The sequence below is a fragment of the Crossiella sp. NPDC003009 genome, from assembly GCF_053591555.1.
In genome coordinates this window covers 1-18321 of the sequence record NZ_JBSFUA010000049.1, presented here as the reverse complement: position 1 = coordinate 18321, position 18321 = coordinate 1, and the positions used below count along the sequence as shown (strand labels likewise).

Genomic DNA, 18321 nt, shown 5'->3' with positions numbered 1-18321 from the left:
GGAACGCCCCTGGCCCGTCCCTGAACGCGAACCAGGGGATGTCGGGGCCGCCGAGTACCGTGGTCTCCCGATGGACGCCTTGTTCGAACTTCATGAGACCCCCGCCCCGCGCCGCCCGGCCCCCGCCGCGCCCGCCGAGTTGCTGCACGGGCTCAACCCGCGACAGCGCGAGGCCGTCGAGCACAGCGGGTCGCCGCTGCTGGTGGTGGCCGGCGCCGGTTCGGGCAAGACGAAGGTGTTGACCAGCCGGATCGCCTACCTGCTGGCCGCGCGCGGGGTGCACCCCGGCGAGATCATGGCGATCACCTTCACCAACAAGGCAGCCGCGGAGATGAAGGAGCGGGTCAGCGCGCTGGTCGGTCCGCGCGCGCGGGCGATGTGGGTGTCCACCTTCCACTCCATGTGCGTGCGGGTGATGCGCCGCGAGGCGAAGTCGGCCGGGCTGAGCTCGAACTTCTCCATCTACGACAGCGACGACTCGCGCAGGCTGATCACGCTGGTGGCGCGGGACCTCGACCTGGACCCCAAGCGCTACCCGGCGCGCACCCTGGCGATCCACATCTCCAACCTGAAGAACGAGCTGCTCACCCCGGAGGACGGCGCCGAGCGCGCGGCCAACGACCTGGAGCGCCGGGTCGCCGAGGTCTACGGCGAGTACCAGCGGCGGCTGAACCAGGCCAACGCGCTGGACTTCGACGACCTGATCATGCGCACGGTCGAGCTGCTGCAGAACTTCCCGGCCATCGCCGAGTACTACCGGCGGCGGTTCCGGCACGTGCTGGTCGATGAGTACCAGGACACCAACCACGCGCAGTACGTGCTGGTCAGGGAGCTGGTCGGCACCGGAGAGGGCGGCATCCCGCCGGGCGAGCTGTGCGTGGTCGGCGATGCGGACCAGTCCATCTACGCCTTCCGCGGCGCGACTATCCGCAACATCGAGGAGTTCGAGCGGGACTACCCGCAGGCGCGCACCATCCTGCTGGAGCAGAACTACCGCTCCACCCAGACCATCCTGTCCGCGGCCAACGCGGTCATCTCGCGCAACCAGGGCCGCCGGGACAAGCGGCTGTGGACCGACTCCGGCGACGGTGAGCAGATCGTCGGCTACGTCGCCGACAACGAGCACGACGAGGCCGCGTTCGTGGCCAACGAGATCGACCGGCTGGTCGACTCGGCCGAGGCGGTCAACGGCGACATCGCGGTCTTCTACCGCACCAACAACTCCAGCCGCGTGTTCGAAGAGGTCTTCATCCGGCTCGGTCTGCCCTACCGGGTGGTCGGCGGCGTCCGGTTCTACGAGCGGCGCGAGGTCAGGGACGCGCTGGCCTACCTGCGGGTGCTGGACAACCCGGAGGACACGGTCAGCCTGCGCCGCATCCTCAACGTGCCCAAGCGTGGCATCGGCGACCGGGCCGAGGCCGTGCTCGCCGCGCACGCCGAACGCAAGCGGATCTCCTTCGCCGCCGCGCTGCGCGATGCGGCCGCGGACCGGATCCCGCTGCTCAACCCGAGGTCCCAGCGCGCCATCGCCGGGTTCACCGACCTGATCACCGAGCTGCGCGGCCTGGTCGAGGCCGGCCAGGACGTGGCCGAGGTGCTGGACACCCTGCTGGACAAGACCGGCTACCGCGGCGAGCTGGAGGCCAGCGACGACCCGCAGGACGCCTCCCGCCTGGACAACCTCACCGAGCTGGTGACGGTGGCCCGCGAGTTCGTCCAGCTCCAGGTCGCCACGCCCGAAGACGACGCCGACGGCGAGGTCATCCTGCCGGAGGACGAGGGCCTGCCCGCCCAGGACTCCCTGGCGGCCTTCCTGGAGCGCGTCTCCCTGGTCGCCGACTCCGACCAGCTGCCGGACGAGGGCGACGGCGTGGTCACCCTGATGACCCTGCACACCGCCAAGGGCCTGGAGTTCCCGGTGGTCTTCTGCACCGGCTGGGAAGACGGCATGTTCCCGCACCAGCGCGCCCTCGGCGACCCGGCCGAGCTGGCCGAGGAGCGCCGCCTGGCCTACGTCGGCATCACCAGGGCCAGGGAACGCCTCTACGTCTCCCGTGCCCTGATGCGCTCGGCCTGGGGCCAGCCGATGATGAACCCCGCCTCCCGCTTCCTGGACGAGATCCCGGCCAACCTGCTCGACTGGCGCCGCGTGGAACCGGAACGAGCGGGCCCCGCCGCGGCCACCACCTGGGGCCGCCGCGGCTTCGACCGCGCCGCCAGCAGCGAGGTCATCAACTCACCGTTCCGCCGCAACCCGGTCAACAAGGGCTGGCAGAACACCCCGTCCATGACCCTGGACGTCGGCGACCGCGTCAGCCACGACAAGTACGGCCTGGGCACCGTGATCGAGACCAACGGCACCGGCCCCCAGGCCACCGCCACCATCGACTTCGGCACCTCGGGCAAGGTCCGCCTGATGCTCATCGGCGGCGTCCCCATGGTGAAGCTCTAACCAGCCGGCGGCCCCCACCCCGGCGGCGGCGGTGGGGGCAGCGGCGGCCGTTTCATCCGGAACGGCCGCATGCCCTCGAAGTAGGCCCGCGAGGACGGCACCCAGAGCAGCGCGATCACGGCCCCACTGAGCGCGACCAGCACCAGCCCGCTCACCAGCGCGGTCGGCGTCGCAGCGCTGAACAACCCCCCCGCATAGGACACGGCCACGAGGCCGAACAGCACGCTCATTCCGGTCGCGCTCGCCCCTGACCCACGCCGGATCTTCACCGCCCACATCACCAGCAGCGCCAGCACCCCCACGGGGAACAGCACCGAGAAGATCTCAATCTCGGGCCGCAGCGGGACTCCCGGCGACCGGTTCGCTTCGTTGACGGCGTCGATGCGCACCTTCAACAAGCCCATGAGGGAGATCGACAGGATCAGCAGCAGCACGAACGCCGCCTCCACCGCGGCCGGCCGTCGCGGCGGCTGGAACGGCGGCATCGGGTAGCCAGGGGGCACGGGGGGCTGGGGTGGCATCGGTGGTTGCCAGGTCATCGGCGGGCGCCCTTCACGAAGTCCACTTCCGTTCGGAGAAGTCCTCGTCCTCGTCCTCGTCCGCTGAAGGCTGAGGCGGCTTCCGGGCCGGTTGCCGGGGCGGGGTGGGCCGCTCCTCCCAGGTGTCGTCGTAGAGCTTGAGATCCGCGGCGCCACCGGGCGCGGGCCGCTCGGCTGGCTCAGCGTCTCGCCAGGCGCTGAGCGCGTCGTCGACCTCGGTCGCCAGCTGGGCGTCCTCAGCCATGTTCGCCTCCCGGAACCCGGCCTCGGCGCGGTGCAGCTCCGCGAGGGCGGTGTCGGCGCGTTCCTGGGTGGTGGCCAGGATCCGGTCGATCTCCTCGGCGAAGCGGTGCTCGTCCTGTGCCATCTCACTTCCCCCTTGGCGGCAGCGGCGGAACCTTCTCGAACGGGTGGTCGGTGAACTTGGCTGTCGCGCCTTTGAAGCCGTCCCACAGCTCCCGGATGGTGTTCTCCCGCCCCTTGCACAGGGTTTCCTGGAACACCTTCAGCTTCTTCTCGAAGTTCTCCGCGAACCGCTCGTTGAGCCGCTCCTTGAAGCTCTCGCGGATGGCGTTCAGCACCTTGATGGCGCCCGCGACCGCCGCTGCGCCGGGAGTCGGCAGCTCCTTGACCACATCCGCCGGTGAGTCACCGGTCCAGGAGAGGAGGTTGTTGTAGAGGTTGGCCAGCGGCATGTCCGTCTCGCCACGCACGAACTTGATCATCTCGTCCACCTGGTGCGGGGTATAGCCGCCGCAGTCGGTGGAGTAGAGCGCGATCACCTCGGAGGCGTACCGCTGGACGTCCCGCACCATGCCGTTGGTGAGGTTGTCCGTGTGCGCGCTGACCGTGGTGAAGCGCCGGTTCACCTCGTCGTTGACGGTCAGGTACTTGTCGATGTGCTCAGTGGCGGCGTCCGCCGCCTTGCCGCGCCAGTTCGCGCTCAGCCCGTCGTAGGCCTTGCGCATCACCGCGTCGGCCGCTCCCAGTTCCTGGCGCACCGAGCGCAGCGACTCGCTGTCCGCGCGGAACCGGGCGAAGTCGATGCCGCGGAACCGGTCGAACTTCCCGTAGACCTCCTCCTGGAGACTCAGCGAGGAGTACTTCCACTTGTTGTACAGCGGCAGGAAGCGGTCGAAGAAGACCAGCGCCGGGCGGGCCGCGTCCAGCAGCTCGTCGGACTTGCCGATGTCCCCCGGCGCCTTGGCGATGACCTGACGGCCACGTTCCAGTGCCTGGGCGTCCTGCGCGGTGGACCGGTCGTAGGCCTCGCCGGCGTTGATGCCCTTCTCCAGGCTCTTCGCGTAGCCGGCCATCACCGGGCTGAAGGCTTCGGTGAGCTTGGCGATGGTGAGCGTGAAGCTCATCGGGCGCCTCGCAGGTGGCCGATGTTGGTGCCCTCTGTGCTGGCGTAGTCGCCCGCGTTCGTGATCAGGGTGTCGCCGATGCGTCCTGCGCGGATCTTCGAGTCGCGGACCGCGGCGCGCAGGCGGTCGATCACGGTGGTGTAGGCCTCCGCGTCGGCGAAGAAGGTCCTGCCTGCCGCGGTGGCGTCCACGGTGCCCTCGGCCACCGCGCGTTCCTGGTCGCCGATCACGGTGGCCTCGTTGACGAAGACCTGGCCGGTCTGGCGGATCTGTTCTTCGGTCAGGCTGATCCCAGCCACAGCGCCTCCCCTCGCTGTCGGAAACGCAGACATGCCGAGGAGGCCGGTGCAGACCGTCCCCCTGGCACCGGGTCGCACGCTACCAGCCAGTACGCGCTGACCCGTTTGGGCTAACGGGGTCGGGCGTTGCACTTCTGGGCAGTGACCGGTTCCCCTGGCTGACTTCGGTCAGGGGGGTTGACCTGCGGTTTTGACTTGAAAAAAAGTTGAGTCCCGAACCGCCGAGAACTCGGGAAGTTTTGTCGGTGGGTGGGTGTTAGATCAGCATCGACACCCGATCGGGCAGGTTTGGCGGGGAGGGGTACGGGTAGTTACCAGATAACGGGGCTTCGGCGGTTGAGGGCTCCGGGTGGCGTGTTTCGGGGGCCGCTCGGGTCCGACGGGAGACAACCGGCGGGGAACTGTGGGGACACGCGTCCGCCCGGGTGCCGCAGGGAAGTGCGGCATCCGGGCGGAGGCGGTAAACGCTGGGGCGTGGCTACTTCACGAAGACGCCGCGCTCGTTGAGCCAGGGCAGCGGGTTGATCTTCTTGCCGCTGGGGCTCCACACCTCGAAGTGCAGGTGCACGCCGGTGCTGAAGCCGCGGTTGCCCATGGTGGCGATCTGCTGGTTCGCCTTGACCTTCTGGCCCTGCTTGACCGTGATCCGGTCCATGTGGCCGTAGACGGTGATGGTGCCGTCCTTGTGCTGCACGCGGACCCACAGGCCAAAACCGCTTGCCGGACCGGCCTCGATGACCTCACCATCAGCGACGGAGACGATCGGGGTGCCCAGGCGGTTGGCGATGTCGATGCCGTAGTGCGTGGTGCCCCAACGGCCACCGAAGCCGGAGGTGAACACGCCCTGCGCGGGCGAGACGAACATCGGCTTGCGGGCCTCGGCGTCGCGGGCCGCGCGGTCCTGCTGGTCCTGCTTGATGCGCTCGCTCTTGGCCAGCTTCTGGTACTCGAGCGAGGAGTCCGTGGTCCGCGAGAGCGGGAGGACCTCAAGGGAGTCGCCGCCGATGGCGGTGAAGCTTGCCTTGGCGTCCGCACCGGAAGCCAGCGGGGTGGCCTCGTCGGACGCGGCGGCGTTGCCGCTGCCGGTGTCCAGGGACGAACCTGCGGCCACAAAAGCGCCGGCCGCTACTGCTGCTACGACAACCCTGCCACGCATGGCAGAGGGCGGCGGCGGAAGCCGGTGCGCGCCGCGGGGACGCGCTTCACCCTTCTGCTGTTCGACCACGTCAACAGCGTGGGAGGGATGACCGCCGCCGGGGGAGCGGTGCTGAGTCAATGCCTGCCCTTCCGTCTCGGGGAGTCCGATTGGACGAGACCGGGCGGGGGATCCCGGTGGAGTTGGTTGGGGTAACCAGCTCCGTGTCCTCTTGTGATCGGACCGTGACAACGGACCCGGGGACAGTAACGGCGCGGCGCCCCTAGGGGCAAACCCCTGGGCTGAGATTCTGCTGAACGGGGGTTACTGGCAAGTCTGAGACTTGCTGAGATGACACTCAGTATCCGGAATCGTGTGACCCAGATCACTATCTCGCGCGCCTGGGTGCTGGCTCAATCCATCCGAACGGGTGAGATGTGTGAGCACGGTGTGCACGATCGTGGGGTCCACCGGCAGCGAGAGGTGGCCGACGTCGCGCACCCGGTGGTTCAGCGCGTCCAGGTCCGGGTGCGCCAGGCAGGCCGTGCGCTGCGGGATCATGATCTGGTCCAGCTCGCTCCACACCGCCAGGAACCGGGTCCGGCAGCCCGGCGCGGGCTCGGCCAGCTCGCCGAGCAGCTTGGAGCCGGGCCGCAGCTGGCGGGCCAGCCGGGTGGGCAGCAGGTAGGCCGTCATCGTGCCCGCGTGCGGCGAGCCCAGCGTCACCAGCGAGCGGACGTGCGCGTCCCCGCCCTGTTTCTGCACGTGGTAGCGGGCGATCACGCCGCCGAGGGAGTGCCCGATCACGTGCACCGACTCCGCCCCGGTCTGCTCGCGGATCCGCTCCAGGCAGCGGCCCAGGTACTCCGCGGCGGCCCGGACGTCGCCGGTCAGCGCGGTCAGCACGCTGTAGTTCACCGCGTGCACCACGCCGAACCCGCGCCTGCGCAGCGCGGCGGCCAGGAAGGTGAAGATCGACCGGTTGTCGCCGATCCCGTGCACCAGCACGATCGGGGTGCCCGCCGCCTCCAGGTCTGAGCAGACCAGGCCGCGCTGCATCGGCGGCAGCCCGTCGGTGCGGTAGCTGCCGTAGGGGCCCTCCGGTCGCAGCTGCTCGGCCAGCGCGCCCCACGGGTAGAGCACCGCGTGCGCGGCCAGCCAGGCCGTCTCCATGGTCGCCCCGCGCAGCCCGCCGGGGGTGAGCAGCGAGCGGGCGAAGCGCAGGGTCTCGGTGGAGGCGTCCCGAACGCCGTCGACGCCATGCCGGACCTGCTGGAGCAGCTCTCCCGCGAGCCCCAGTAACCCGGTAGTGGCGTCCTTGCCCATACAACTCACGGTAAGTGATCTGGGCCATATTCGCCGCCTGCGATAGCAATCGTTTTATCGGGGCTTGGACCAGCGGCGACGGGGTATATCTGGAGATCACTCGGCGCGCCTGCGCCACCCGGCTCACCTACGATCTGCGCAGTGACGTCCGGATCCCCCGTCTCGCCCGCCCGGCTACCCGCCGCGATCGGTCTGGCCGTGCTCGCGGTCCCGTTCGCCGCACTCGCTCCGCTGATCGGGTCGGTTTCGCCCGAGATGCCACCCGCCTACCCGTCCTGGCTGGTGCTGGCGCTGGTCAGCGCGCTGCCGCCGGTGCTGGCGGTGATCTTCGCCAGCCGCGGTGACCAGGGTGGGGCGGCCGGGATCCTGCGCGCCGCGGGCATGCTCGCCCCCGGTTTGCTGCTGGTGGACCTCCAGGTGCTGGCGGACCCGCTGAGCGTGGCCCGGCCGGACCTGTTCGTGCCTGCCCAGCTGGTGCACCTCTCCGCGGGCAGCGGCCTGTACCTGCTCCTGCTGAGCCGGGTGCTCATGATCGTCTCGGCGGTGCTCGCCGGTGGCGAGTGGGGCACCGAGGCCAGGGACACCGCCCGCGCCCGGCCGGGGCTGATGTACGGCGTGCTGGGGGTGACCGGCCTGGTCGCGGTGCCGCTGTTCGTGCCCGCGTTCCTCTCCAGCGACCCGTACCTGCCCGTCCGGCTGATCACCGAGTCCCCGGCCCTGGTGGTCGCGGGCACCGTGCTGCTGGCCGGTTCGATGCTGTTCGCGGGTTCGTACTTCGCGGGCGCGGCCGATCCGGAGGTGGCCAGGGGCGGGCTGATCGGCCTGGCCGCGGCCGCCGCCGGCGTGGCACTGGTGCCCGCGGTCTCCGCGCTGGCCACGCCCGGCCTCGGCCTTGGCCCGTTCCAATGGGTGGGGCTGGTGATGACCGCCTTCGCGCTGGTGGTCCTGGGGATCTTCGCCTGGGTGGCCGGGATGCGCCGGAACCTGGTCTTCGAGATCGGCGAGCTGCCGGGGCACCGCAAGCTCCAGCTGGCGGCCGGGGTGCTGGCCACCGTGGCCGGGGTGCTCGCGGTGGTGGCCAGCGCGCTGCCGATCGCCCGGCTGGCCTCCGGCGAGGTGCAGTCGGTGGGCTCGGCCCGGATGCTGGCGGTCGCCGGGTTCATCCTGCTCGGCCTCGGTCTGCTGACGCTGTTCAAGGACACCGCGACCAGCTCCCGCCCCGCGCTGGCGGTGGCCTGGGTGCTGGTCCCGGCGACCGGCCTTGACGTGCTGGACACCGCGTTCAGCCAGGTGAACGGGTTGCGGGCGGCGTTGCTGGCCGCGGCCCTGGTGGTCATCGCGCTGGTCTGCGCCTCGGTCGCCGGGCTGCTCTGCGTGATCGCGGGCGGCCAGGAGCGGGAGGACACCGTCGACCTGTCCGAGATCAGCGCGGACCGGGTGGTGCTGGTGCCCGCGCTGCTCGGGGCCGCGCTGGGGTTCGGCGCCTACCTGCTGCCGGTGGTGGACAACCCGGAGTTCCCGGCCGCCGGACTGCTCGGGAACTTCCGCACCGAGACCTGGGGCCTGCTGCTGAGCCTGGCCGCCGTGGTGGGCGCGGCGCTGCTGGCGCCCCGGTCCCGGCCGGCGCGGGCGAGTGCGCTGCTGGCCGGGGCCGCGCTGGTGGTCGCGCTGCGGGTGGCGGAACTGCCGGTGCGCGGCGGCGGATCTGCCGGTCTGGGCTTCTTCCTCGGGCTCGCGGCGCTGGCCGCGCTGCTCGCCGGAGCGGGTGTCGCGTGGTCGCGACGCTCGTCAGCGATGAGCTTCACGGAGTAGCGTGCCCGCATGAGCGGTCGGATTCGCGTGGTGGTGGCCAAGCCCGGTCTCGACGGCCACGACCGGGGCGCCAAGGTGGTGGCGCGGGCTCTGCGGGACGCCGGTATGGAGGTCATCTACACCGGCCTGCACCAGACTCCCGAGCAGGTCGTGCAGACCGCCATCCAGGAGGACGCCGACGTGGTCGGCCTGTCCGTGCTCTCCGGCGCGCACATGACCCTGTTCGCCAGGGTGATCGAACTGCTCAGGGAGAAGGGCGCCGAGGACGTGGTGGTCTTCGGCGGCGGGATCATCCCCGACGACGACATGCCCAAGCTCACCGAGCTCGGCGTCGCGAAGGTCTTCACCCCCGGCGCGACCACCCAGGAAATCGTGGACTGGGTCCGCGGAAACGTGCCTGCGCAGTAGTGCCGTTGCTCACGGTGATGGACTTCACCGGGTGGTGGTGCGTGTCAAGGGGTGTGACCTCGATAGGGTCTGCCAGGTCCGACACCGGCGTCGCAGGAGACTTCTAGTGGACCTGTACGAATACCAGGCGAAGGATCTCTTCGCCGCCCATGGAGTGCCGGTGTTGCCCGGCGCCGTGGCTAGCACCCCTGAAGAAGCCAGCGCGATCGCGGCGGACCTCGGCTCGACCGTTGTGGTCAAGGCCCAGGTCAAGACCGGCGGGCGTGGCAAGGCTGGCGGCGTCAAGCTCGCCGAGACCCCCGAGGACACCAAGGCCAAGGCGGAAGCCATCCTCGGCCTGGACATCAAGGGGCACATCGTGCACCGCGTCCTGGTGACCCCGGCCTCCGACATCGCGGAGGAGTACTACTTCTCCTTCCTGCTGGACCGGGCGAACCGGACCTTCCTGGCGATGGCCTCGGTCGAGGGCGGCATGGACATCGAGGAGGTCGCGGTCACCAAGCCCGAGGCCCTCGCGAAGATCCTGATCGACCCGATCAAGGGCGTGGACAAGGCCAAGGCGGACGAGATCGTCGCCGCGGCCAAGTTCCCGGCCGAGGTGGCCGACCAGGTTTCCGCGGTCATCGTGCAGCTCTGGGAGACCTTCGTCTCCGAGGACGCCACCCTGGTCGAGGTCAACCCGCTGGTCCGCGACCCGCAGGGCAAGATCATCGCCCTGGACGGCAAGGTCACCCTCGACGAGAACGCCGACTTCCGGCACCCGGCGCACGCCGAGCTGGTGGACAAGCAGGCGGAGAACGAGCTGGAGGCCAAGGCCAAGGAGAAGGGCCTCAACTACGTCAAGCTCGACGGCCAGGTCGGCATCATCGGCAACGGCGCTGGGCTGGTCATGTCCACGCTGGACGTGGTGGCCTACGCGGGCGAGAAGCACAACAACGTCAAGCCGGCCAACTTCCTGGACATCGGCGGCGGCGCCTCGGCCGAGGTGATGGCCAACGGCCTGGAGATCATCCTGGGCGACACCGACGTCAAGTCGGTCTTCGTCAACGTCTTCGGCGGCATCACCGCCTGCGACGCGGTCGCCAACGGCATCGTCAAGGCGCTGGAGATCCTCGGCGGCGAGGCCACCAAGCCGCTGGTCGTCCGTCTGGACGGCAACAACGTCGAAGAAGGTCGCCGCATCCTGGCGGAGGCCAACCACCCGCTGGTGACCGTGGTGGACACGATGGACAACGCGGCCGACAAGGCTGCCGAGCTCGCTGCTGCGGGGGCATGACCATGGCTATCTTCCTGACCGAGAACAGCAAGGTCATCGTCCAGGGCATGACCGGCGCCGAGGGCTCCAAGCACACCAAGCGGATGCTGAAGTCGGGCACCACCATCGTCGGCGGCGTGACCCCCGGCAAGGGTGGCCAGACCGTCGACTTCGACGGCACCCTGCTCCCGGTGTTCAACTCCGTCGGTGAGGCCATGGCCGAGACCGGCGCGGACGTCACCGTGGTCTTCGTGCCGCCGAAGTTCGCCAAGGGCGCGGTCGTCGAGGCCATCGACGCGGGCATCGGCCTCGCGGTGGTCATCACCGAGGGCATCCCGGTGCACGACACCGCCTACTTCTGGGCGCACGCCTGCGCCACCGGCAACAAGACCCGGATCATCGGGCCGAACTGCCCCGGCGTCATCTCCCCCGGCAAGTCCAACGCGGGCATCATCCCGGCCGACATCTCCGGCCCTGGCAAGATCGGTCTGGTGTCGAAGTCCGGCACCCTGACCTACCAGATGATGTACGAGCTGCGGGACTTCGGTTTCTCCACCGCGGTCGGCATCGGTGGCGACCCGATCATCGGCACCACGCACATCGACGCGCTGCAGGCCTTCCAGGACGACCCGGAGACCGCGGCCATCGTGATGATCGGTGAGATCGGCGGCGACGCCGAGGAGCGCGCGGCGGCCTACATCGCCGAGCACATCACCAAGCCGGTGGTCGGCTACGTCGCGGGCTTCACCGCCCCCGAGGGCAAGACCATGGGCCACGCGGGCGCCATCGTCTCCGGCTCCTCCGGCACCGCCGCGGCCAAGCAGGAAGCGCTGGAAGCCGCGGGCGTCAAGGTCGGCAAGACCCCGAGTGCGACCGCCGCGCTGATGCGCGAGATCATGCAGAACCTGGGCTGAGCCCAATAGTCCTTTGTGGACAGACACGGCCGGGTGCCCAACGGGGGCGCCCGGCCGTTGTCGTTCCGGGGTCCCCGGGACATCTCACCCGATCGATATCGGCTAGCGTTTCCGGCGCAGAGCCGTCACTCGCGGTCACCTCGAACGAGGAGGACAACCGGTCATGTCCGTGCCATTCGGCGTTCCCCCGCCGCAGCAGCCCCAGCCGCAGACCGGGCAACCCGCTGCCGCCGGACCGAACCTGGGGCAGATCCTCGCCCTGGTCGGGGCCGGGCTCGGCCTGGTCATCTTCTTCTGCACCTTCTCCGACGACGTCTCCCGGCTCGGCCTGCCCTTCGGCATCGCGCTGATGATCGCCGCCGCCGTGCTCACCGGGATGACCCAGCTGCCCAAGGCCCCGCAGTTCCTCTGGGTGGCGGCCATGCTGGCCGTGGTCGGCCTGCTGGACCTGCTGGTCAACATCACCAACACGGTGAGCGTGGCCGGGTTGTACGTGGTGGTGCTGATCGCCGCGGTGCTGCAGACCGGCGCGATCGTCGCCGCGCTGCTGCAGGAGATCGGCATGATCAAGCTTGAGCTGAAGCCGAAGGCGCCGGCCAACCCCTACGGCGGCCAGCCGGCCGGCCGGCCCGGTGGCTGGAACCCGCCCTCCGGTGGCATGCCGCAGCAGCAGTACGGCCAGCAGCAGCCGCAGCAGTACGGTCAGCAGCCCGGCCAGTTCGGGCAGCAGCCCCCGCAGTTCGGGCAGCAGCCGCCGCCTGCCGGTGGTGGTGGGTTCGGCCAGCCCGAGGCGACCAGGCAGTTCCCGCACCCGGGCACCCCGCCCGGCGGATTTGGCGGCCCGCAACAAAGTTGAGCAGCTGAACTGTCCACACCGGACAGTCCACGACCGGGGTGACACCGCTCACGCGGGGTCACCCCGGTGGTGTGCAGATCCCTGAACACCTCGGCGTGCCTAGGCGGATCGCCGTGGCCCGGGTGCGATGGTGACCGGGTGACCGTGCTCCGTCCGACCACGCACGGCAGCGTCTCCGAACCCGGCGTTGCCGCGCCTCCCGCCACCGCGGCCCAGCAGGTGCGGGCCGCGCTGGCCGTCGCACTCGGCGTGATCGCGCTGGGCTACCTGGGTTCGGCCGCGGTGGTCGCGCTGGTGATGGCGGGCGCGGAGCGCGCGGTGGTGTCGCTGGAGGCGGTCTCCGCCGGCGCCGCGCCGCTGTGGCTGGCCGCGCACCACGTGCCGCTGACGGTGCGCGGCGCCAGCCTCGGTGTGCTGCCGCTGCTGCCTACCGTGGCGGTGGTGCTGCTCTCGGCCAGGGCCGCCGGTGGGCTCGCCCGCAGGCTGCGGCTGACCCGCCCGGCCGACGCGCTGCGGGTGGTGGCCGTGATGGGCGTGGCGCACGTGGTGGTCGGCGGGCTGCTGGCCGCGTTCGTGGACCCGCCCTTCGCCGCCGCCCCGGCCACCGGCGCGGTGGCCTGCGGGCTGATCGCCGCGCTGGCCGCGACCGCGGGGGTGGCCCGGCGCTGCGGGCTGGTGACGCTGGCCAGGCAGCGCTTCGGCGAAGGGGTCTTCGCCGGACTGCGCGCGGCCCGGATCGCGCTGATGTGCTTGTGCGCCATGGGCGCGCTCATCGTGGCGCTGGCGCTGGCGCTGTCCTTCGGTTCGGTGCGCGCGGCCTTCGCCGAGCTGGCTCCCGGCTTCGGCAACGGGTCGGGGCTGGTGCTGTTGTGCCTGCTGTACCTGCCGAACGCGATGGTCGCCGCACTGTCCTTTGTGGCCGGTGCAGGGTTCAGCCTCGGCGCGGTGGTGGTGAGCCCGCTGCGCGTGGTCGGCGGCCAGGAACCGCCGTTCCCGCTGCTGGCCGCGCTGCCGGAGTCCGGCAGCCGGTGGTGGCTGCTGTGCCTGCTGCTGCCGATCGCCGCCGGGGTGCTGCTGGGCTGGGTCTGCCGGCAGGCGGATCCGCTGCCGCAGAACCGGTTGCTGGTGGTGGGGGTGGCCGCCGCGGTGGTGGCGGCGGCCGCGTTCGCGGCGGCGGCGCTGGCCGGCGGGCGGCTGGGCGCGGTGAACCTGCGGGTGCAGGCCGGGATGCTCGCGGTGGCGCTGTTCTGCTGGGTGGCCGGGCCCGCAGCGGTGGTGGCCTGGCTGGCCGGGCCGCGGCCTGAGCCCGAGGACGAGCCCGCGGACCCCGACGAGGCCGAGGACACCGAGGGCGAGGACGAGGTCGCTGAGGGCGACCAGGAAGCCGTTGCCGAGGACGAGGCGGCCGAGGAGGACGCGGCGGAGTCCGCGGAGTCCGAGGAGGACCAGGAGGCCGCCGAGCCCGTGGCCGAGGAAGCGGTGGCTGAGCAGGCCCCGCCTGGGGAAACCTTGGCGGAAGAGGACTTCGTGGACGAGGAGGAGCTGGAAGAGGCCCTCCGGGAACCGCCGGAGGACCCGGAGAAGCGCTAGCGCGGGACCTGGCCAAGAGGCCGAACGGGGCAACGCCTACGCTGGTCGCAGCCCCGGATCCGGCCCGCAGGAGACCACGCTGAGCACTATCGAACCGGACCTCGCCCCGACAGCCCAGCGGCTGCGGTGGAGCGCACCGGTCCGCATCGTCGCCCTCGTCTCCGGCTCCGGCACCCTGCTGCAGGCGCTGCTGGACGCCGCGGCCGCGCCGGACTACCCGGCCACCGTGGTCGCGGTCGGCGCGGACCGGGGCGGTATCGAGGGACTGGCCCGCGCCGAGCGCGCCGGGATCCCGACCTTCACAGTCCGGTTGCGCGAGCACGCCGACCGGGCGGCCTGGGACACCGCGCTCGCGGACGCCGTCCAGGCCTGCCAGCCCGACCTGGTCGTCTCGGCCGGGTTCATGAAGATCCTGGGACCCGACTTCCTGGCCCGCTTCGGCGGCCGGGTGGTCAACACCCACCCCGCGCTGCTGCCCGCCTTCCCCGGTGCGCACGCGGTGGCCGACGCCGTCGCCTACGGGGTCAAGGTCACCGGCTGCACCGTGCACCTGGTGGACGCCGGGGTGGACACCGGCCCGATCCTGGCCCAGGGCGCGGTGGACGTCCGGCCCGGCGAGGGTGTTGACGAGCTGCATGAACGGATCAAAACGGTGGAGCGCGACCTGCTGGTGGACACCGTCGCCAGGCTGGCCGCACACGGCTGCACCGTGACCGGACGAGAGGTGAGCATTCCGTGACCGCTGCGCCAGATGCGACGGTTCGACCCACAGAGTCCCCGGTGGACGAACGACGCCCCGTGCGCCGCGCACTGGTGAGCGTCTCCGCCAAGGACGGCCTGCTGGAGCTGGCCACCGGCCTGCACGCGGCGGGCATCGAGATCGTCTCCACCGGGTCCACCGCGGCCCGGATCGCCGACGCCGGCGTGCCGGTGACCCCGGTGGAGGAGCTGACCGGCTTCCCCGAGTGCCTGGACGGGCGGGTCAAGACCCTGCACCCCAGGGTGCACGCGGGCCTGCTCGCCGATGTGCGGCGGCCAGAGCACGTCGAGCAGCTGGGCCAGCTCGGCGTGGCTCCGTTCGACCTGCTCGTGGTGAACCTGTACCCGTTCGAGGCCACCGTGGCCTCGGGCGCGGGACCGGAGGAGTGCGTCGAGCAGATCGACATCGGCGGCCCGGCCATGGTGCGCGCCTCGGCGAAGAACCACGCCAACGTGGCCGTCGTGGTCGACCCCGGCCGCTACGGCTGGCTGCTGGAGCAGGTCCAGGCCGGCGGCTTCACCCTGGCGCAGCGGCAGCGGCTGGCCGCCGAGGCCTATCGGCACACCGCGAGCTACGACGTGGCGGTGGCCTCCTGGATCGGCAGCACGCTGGCCCCCGACGACGAGGGCTCCGGCTTCCCCGGCTGGGTCGGCGCGACCTGGCAGCGCGCCTCGGTGCTGCGCTACGGCGAGAACCCGCACCAGAAGGCCGCGCTGTACACCGCCAGCCACGCCGGTGGCGGGCTGGCCAACGCGGAGCAGTTGCACGGCAAGGAGATGTCGTACAACAACTACGTCGACTCCGACGCCGCCTGGCGGGCCGCGCACGACCACGACGCGCCCTGCGTGGCGATCATCAAGCACGCCAACCCGTGCGGCATCGCGGTCTCCGGGCTGCCCGATGGCGACCCCGGCGCGATCGCGGACGCGCACCGGCGCGCGCACGCCTGCGACCCGGTGAGCGCCTTCGGCGGGGTGATCGCGGTCAACCGCGAGGTCACCGTGGAGCTGGCCGAGCAGGTCGCGGAGATCTTCACCGAGGTGATCATCGCCCCGTCCTACGCCGACGGCGCGGTGGACGTGCTGGCGCGCAAGAAGAACGTGCGCATCCTGGTGGCGCAGCCGCCGCGGCGTGGCGGCACCGAGCTGCGGCCGGTCTCCGGCGGGCTGCTGGTGCAGCAGGCCGACGCGATCGACGCCGAGGGCGACGACCCGGCCAACTGGACGCTGGCCTGCGGCGAGGCCGCCGACGCGGCCACGCTGACCGACCTGGCCTTCGCCTGGCGGGCCTGCCGCGCGGTGAAGTCCAACGCGATCCTGCTCGCCGCCGACGGGGCCACCGTCGGCTGCGGCATGGGCCAGGTCAACCGGGTGGACGCGGCCAGGCTCGCGGTCTCCCGCGCCGGTGAGCGGGCCAAGGGCGCGGTCGGCGCCTCGGACGCCTTCTTCCCGTTCCCGGACGGCCTGGAAGTGCTGCTGGAAGCCGGGGTGCGGGCCGTGGTCCAGCCCGGCGGCTCGGTCCGCGACGCCGAGGTCATCGCCGCCGCGGAGGCCGCCGGGGTCACCCTGTACCTGACCGGCACCAGGCACTTCGCGCACTGAGGGAGGGTGGGTCAGGCGGATCTCGTCCGCGATCGTCGGGCCCAGGTCGTCCCTGGCAGCACCACCAGGAACAACCTGGACTCCGACGCTCATCGAACGAGATCCGCCTGACCCACCCTGGGCGACCGCCGTCAGCGCAGGGCGTCCTGCGCGACGGCGGTCGCCGAGGCCTTCAGGTCGTCCAGGTTCGGCTGCCGCTTGCTGAAGGTGCCGACGTCGAAGCCGCCGTAGGTGACCTTCACGAAGCCGTTGGGGCCGCGGGCGGACAGCTGGAGCTCGACGGTGGTGCCGCTGCCGCTGGGCATCTTCACCGCGAGGTAGGCCTCCTCGCCGACGCCGGCCAGCCTGTCGTGGTTGCCGCCGTACCGCTTGGCCAGCTCCAGCCGCTCCAGCAGGTCCTCGCTCTTGCGGTCGCTGGTGCTCGCGCTCGCGTCGAACAGCTCGACCTGCAGGAAGCGCTCGCCCTCGCCGTCCTTGCCCTTGGTCATCCGCAGGTTGCACCAGGCGATCTGGCTGCCGTCATCGTACTTGCGCAGTTCCAGCCGGTCCGGGTTGGTGGTGCGGACGAGCTCCCTGGTCTTGCCGGAGATCTTGTCGCACAACGGGTTCGGCGCGATGCTGCGCGGGGCCATGCCGTAGTCCCGGTGCGCGTACTGGTACTGCGTGAAGGCGTAGATCCCGCCGCCGATGATGGCCAGCACCAGCACCACGAGCAAGATCACCAGTGGCATGGTGCTGGGGTGTCGCTTCCGCTTCGGCGTCCCCCAGCCGGGTGGTGCTACCGCGGTCATCAAACCCCCAGAACGTGACGTTCGAACATCAATCCGCCCAACAGTGTGGCCCTCGAACGCCAGTTCGAAAAAACGGGTGACGCGACTTGACCCAGACCCCCGGAGTCGATTGAATACAGCCATCGATCGAACACCTGTTCGATTGAGTCGAGGAAACCGGTGCCGGGGTTCCGGGGAACTCGATCTGCCGGCTCCCCACGGCTTGTGACGTGCACATGGGTGCGTGCACGTGGACGTGGGAAGGCGGTGTTGAGGTGGCAGTTGCCTCGCTGGCAGCGCTCGCTGAGGTGGTCACGGCAAATGGGGTTGCCGTGACCACCGGCGATCGCGCCTTGGGGCGGATGCTGCCGGTGCGCGCGGAGCTGGCCGCCATTCTCCCAGGGGGTGGCCTGCGCCGCGGCAGCACCGTAGCGGTGCGCGGGTCGACAGCACTCCTGCTGGGGCTGCTGTCGACGGCCACCGCCGCCGGCTCCTGGGCTGCCGTGGTTGGGCTGCCTGGGCTGGGGCTCGTCGCCGCCGCGGAAGCGGGGGTGGCGGTACAACGCCTGGCCCTGGTACCACGGCCGCGCCGGGAGACGGCGGCGGTGACCGCCGCACTGCTGGACGGGCTGGACCTGGTGGTCCTGGCCGGTCCGGACTCGCTCGCGCCCGCGCAGGCGCGCAAGCTGGAAGTCCGGGCCCGGCATCGCGGTTCGGTGTTGCTGGCCTTCGGGGCCTGGCCCGGCGCGGATCTTCAACTGTCCTGTGTGGACATTCGCTGGCACGGACTCGCGGACGGGCACGGGCAGCTGACCAGGAGCGAGCTGCTGGTGGAGGTCGGCGGACGCCGGGCGGCGGGGCGGCCGCGGCGGGAGTGGCTGAGCCTGGACGGGCCGGGGGCTCCGCCGGAGCTCGAGGCGGCTGAGTTCGGTGGTGCGGGCACTGGGCTGGCGGTCTGATGGGCGTCGAGGAGGCGCCGGGGCAGGAAGAGGGCACTGGGGCGTCGCGGCGTCGCCGGGCAGTCGGCGCGGAGCTGCCCGGCGACGCTGGGCTGCCGGGCGGTCCGGGGCTGGCGGATGGTGCGGGGCTCGCGGGCGGTGCTGGACCTGCGGGCGGGACGGGGCTCGCGGGCGGTGCTGGACCTGCGGGCGGGACGGGGCTCGCGGGCGGTGCTGGGTCTGCGGGCGGGACGGGGCTCGCGGGCGGTGCTGGGTCTGCGGGCGGGACGGGGCTCGCG

The 18321-nt window shown here is 71.2% G+C and carries 17 protein-coding genes; 10 read left to right on the top strand and 7 right to left on the bottom strand.

All coding sequences use genetic code 11. The features are described 5' to 3' along the window. The first annotated feature begins 70 nt into the window (after positions 1-70). The gene (gene pcrA, locus ACWDY5_RS34245; RefSeq protein ID WP_449726283.1) at positions 71-2452 is read left to right on the top strand and encodes a DNA helicase PcrA; all 2382 of its coding nucleotides are present in this window, start codon (positions 71-73) and stop codon (positions 2450-2452) included. On the opposite strand, the gene ACWDY5_RS34240 is transcribed toward pcrA, so the two are convergent. From ACWDY5_RS34240 to ACWDY5_RS34215, 6 genes are all read right to left on the bottom strand, one after another. Further along, positions 2449-2886, bottom strand: a complete 438-nt coding sequence (locus ACWDY5_RS34240; protein ID WP_449726282.1) for a hypothetical protein — start codon at positions 2884-2886, stop codon at positions 2449-2451. The genes pcrA and ACWDY5_RS34240 overlap by 4 nt on opposite strands. A gap of 118 nt (positions 2887-3004) precedes the next feature. After that, positions 3005-3358 (bottom strand): hypothetical protein, encoded by a 354-nt coding sequence (locus tag ACWDY5_RS34235; RefSeq protein WP_449726281.1) that lies wholly within the window; start codon positions 3356-3358, stop codon positions 3005-3007. A 1-nt stretch (position 3359) separates the two neighbouring features. Further along, positions 3360-4358, bottom strand: coding sequence for a hypothetical protein (locus ACWDY5_RS34230; protein ID WP_449726280.1), 999 nt, complete (start codon positions 4356-4358; stop codon positions 3360-3362). Then, on the bottom strand, positions 4355-4657 hold the full coding sequence (locus ACWDY5_RS34225) for a hypothetical protein (RefSeq protein ID WP_449726279.1): 303 nt from the start codon (positions 4655-4657) through the stop codon (positions 4355-4357). Before ACWDY5_RS34225 ends, ACWDY5_RS34230 begins: the two co-directional genes overlap by 4 nt. A gap of 478 nt (positions 4658-5135) precedes the next feature. Further along, the gene (locus tag ACWDY5_RS34220) at positions 5136-5813 is read right to left on the bottom strand and encodes a M23 family metallopeptidase (protein ID WP_449726278.1); all 678 of its coding nucleotides are present in this window, start codon (positions 5811-5813) and stop codon (positions 5136-5138) included. A gap of 303 nt (positions 5814-6116) precedes the next feature. Continuing rightward, the gene (locus tag ACWDY5_RS34215; RefSeq protein ID WP_449726277.1) at positions 6117-7118 is read right to left on the bottom strand and encodes an esterase/lipase family protein; all 1002 of its coding nucleotides are present in this window, start codon (positions 7116-7118) and stop codon (positions 6117-6119) included. A gap of 141 nt (positions 7119-7259) precedes the next feature. Here ACWDY5_RS34215 and ACWDY5_RS34210 point away from each other — a divergent pair, with 141 nt between their 5' ends. The 8 genes from ACWDY5_RS34210 (at position 7260) to purH (ending at position 16314) form a co-directional block, all read left to right on the top strand. Then, a complete protein-coding gene (locus ACWDY5_RS34210) occupies positions 7260-8930 on the top strand; it encodes a hypothetical protein (RefSeq protein WP_449726276.1) in 1671 nt (556 codons plus the stop codon). 9 nt (positions 8931-8939) lie between these two features. Continuing rightward, entirely contained in the window at positions 8940-9338 is a 399-nt protein-coding gene (locus tag ACWDY5_RS34205; RefSeq protein WP_449726275.1) for a cobalamin B12-binding domain-containing protein, read from the top strand. 106 nt (positions 9339-9444) lie between these two features. Continuing rightward, entirely contained in the window at positions 9445-10614 is a 1170-nt protein-coding gene (sucC, locus tag ACWDY5_RS34200) for an ADP-forming succinate--CoA ligase subunit beta (RefSeq protein WP_449726274.1), read from the top strand. Positions 10615-10616: 2 nt separating this feature from the next. Further along, the gene (gene sucD / locus ACWDY5_RS34195) at positions 10617-11507 is read left to right on the top strand and encodes a succinate--CoA ligase subunit alpha (RefSeq protein WP_449726315.1); all 891 of its coding nucleotides are present in this window, start codon (positions 10617-10619) and stop codon (positions 11505-11507) included. Positions 11508-11670: 163 nt separating this feature from the next. Further along, complete coding sequence (locus ACWDY5_RS34190; protein ID WP_449726273.1) at positions 11671-12363, top strand: DUF5336 domain-containing protein; 693 nt, start codon at positions 11671-11673, stop codon at positions 12361-12363. A 138-nt stretch (positions 12364-12501) separates the two neighbouring features. Further along, positions 12502-13953, top strand: a complete 1452-nt coding sequence (locus ACWDY5_RS34185; RefSeq protein WP_449726272.1) for a cell division protein PerM — start codon at positions 12502-12504, stop codon at positions 13951-13953. Between the two features lie 121 nt (positions 13954-14074). Next, positions 14075-14692 (top strand): phosphoribosylglycinamide formyltransferase, encoded by a 618-nt coding sequence (gene purN, locus ACWDY5_RS34180; protein WP_449726314.1) that lies wholly within the window; start codon positions 14075-14077, stop codon positions 14690-14692. A 41-nt stretch (positions 14693-14733) separates the two neighbouring features. Beyond that, a complete protein-coding gene (purH, locus tag ACWDY5_RS34175; RefSeq protein ID WP_449726271.1) occupies positions 14734-16314 on the top strand; it encodes a bifunctional phosphoribosylaminoimidazolecarboxamide formyltransferase/IMP cyclohydrolase in 1581 nt (526 codons plus the stop codon). A gap of 131 nt (positions 16315-16445) precedes the next feature. On the opposite strand, the gene ACWDY5_RS34170 is transcribed toward purH, so the two are convergent. Continuing rightward, complete coding sequence (locus tag ACWDY5_RS34170; RefSeq protein ID WP_449726270.1) at positions 16446-17036, bottom strand: hypothetical protein; 591 nt, start codon at positions 17034-17036, stop codon at positions 16446-16448. Between the two features lie 284 nt (positions 17037-17320). On the opposite strand from ACWDY5_RS34170, the gene ACWDY5_RS34165 reads away from it, so the two are divergent. Beyond that, on the top strand, positions 17321-18043 hold the full coding sequence (locus ACWDY5_RS34165; RefSeq protein ID WP_449726269.1) for a hypothetical protein: 723 nt from the start codon (positions 17321-17323) through the stop codon (positions 18041-18043). Positions 18044-18321 lie beyond the last annotated feature (278 nt).

Excerpts from the sequence above, each read along its gene's own strand:
- ACWDY5_RS34165 (WP_449726269.1), top strand. The coding sequence starts at position 17,321 with ATGGGTGCGTGCACGTGGACGTGGGAAGGCGGTGTTGAGGTGGCAGTT.
- pcrA (WP_449726283.1), top strand. The coding sequence starts at position 71 with ATGGACGCCTTGTTCGAACTTCATGAGACCCCCGCCCCGCGCCGCCCG.
- ACWDY5_RS34220 (WP_449726278.1), bottom strand. The coding sequence starts at position 5,813 with ATGCGTGGCAGGGTTGTCGTAGCAGCAGTAGCGGCCGGCGCTTTTGTG.
- ACWDY5_RS34215 (WP_449726277.1), bottom strand. The coding sequence starts at position 7,118 with ATGGGCAAGGACGCCACTACCGGGTTACTGGGGCTCGCGGGAGAGCTG.
- sucD (WP_449726315.1), top strand. The coding sequence starts at position 10,617 with ATGGCTATCTTCCTGACCGAGAACAGCAAGGTCATCGTCCAGGGCATG.
- ACWDY5_RS34230 (WP_449726280.1), bottom strand. The coding sequence starts at position 4,358 with ATGAGCTTCACGCTCACCATCGCCAAGCTCACCGAAGCCTTCAGCCCG.
- ACWDY5_RS34235 (WP_449726281.1), bottom strand. The coding sequence starts at position 3,358 with ATGGCACAGGACGAGCACCGCTTCGCCGAGGAGATCGACCGGATCCTG.
- ACWDY5_RS34190 (WP_449726273.1), top strand. The coding sequence starts at position 11,671 with ATGTCCGTGCCATTCGGCGTTCCCCCGCCGCAGCAGCCCCAGCCGCAG.
- ACWDY5_RS34205 (WP_449726275.1), top strand. The coding sequence starts at position 8,940 with ATGAGCGGTCGGATTCGCGTGGTGGTGGCCAAGCCCGGTCTCGACGGC.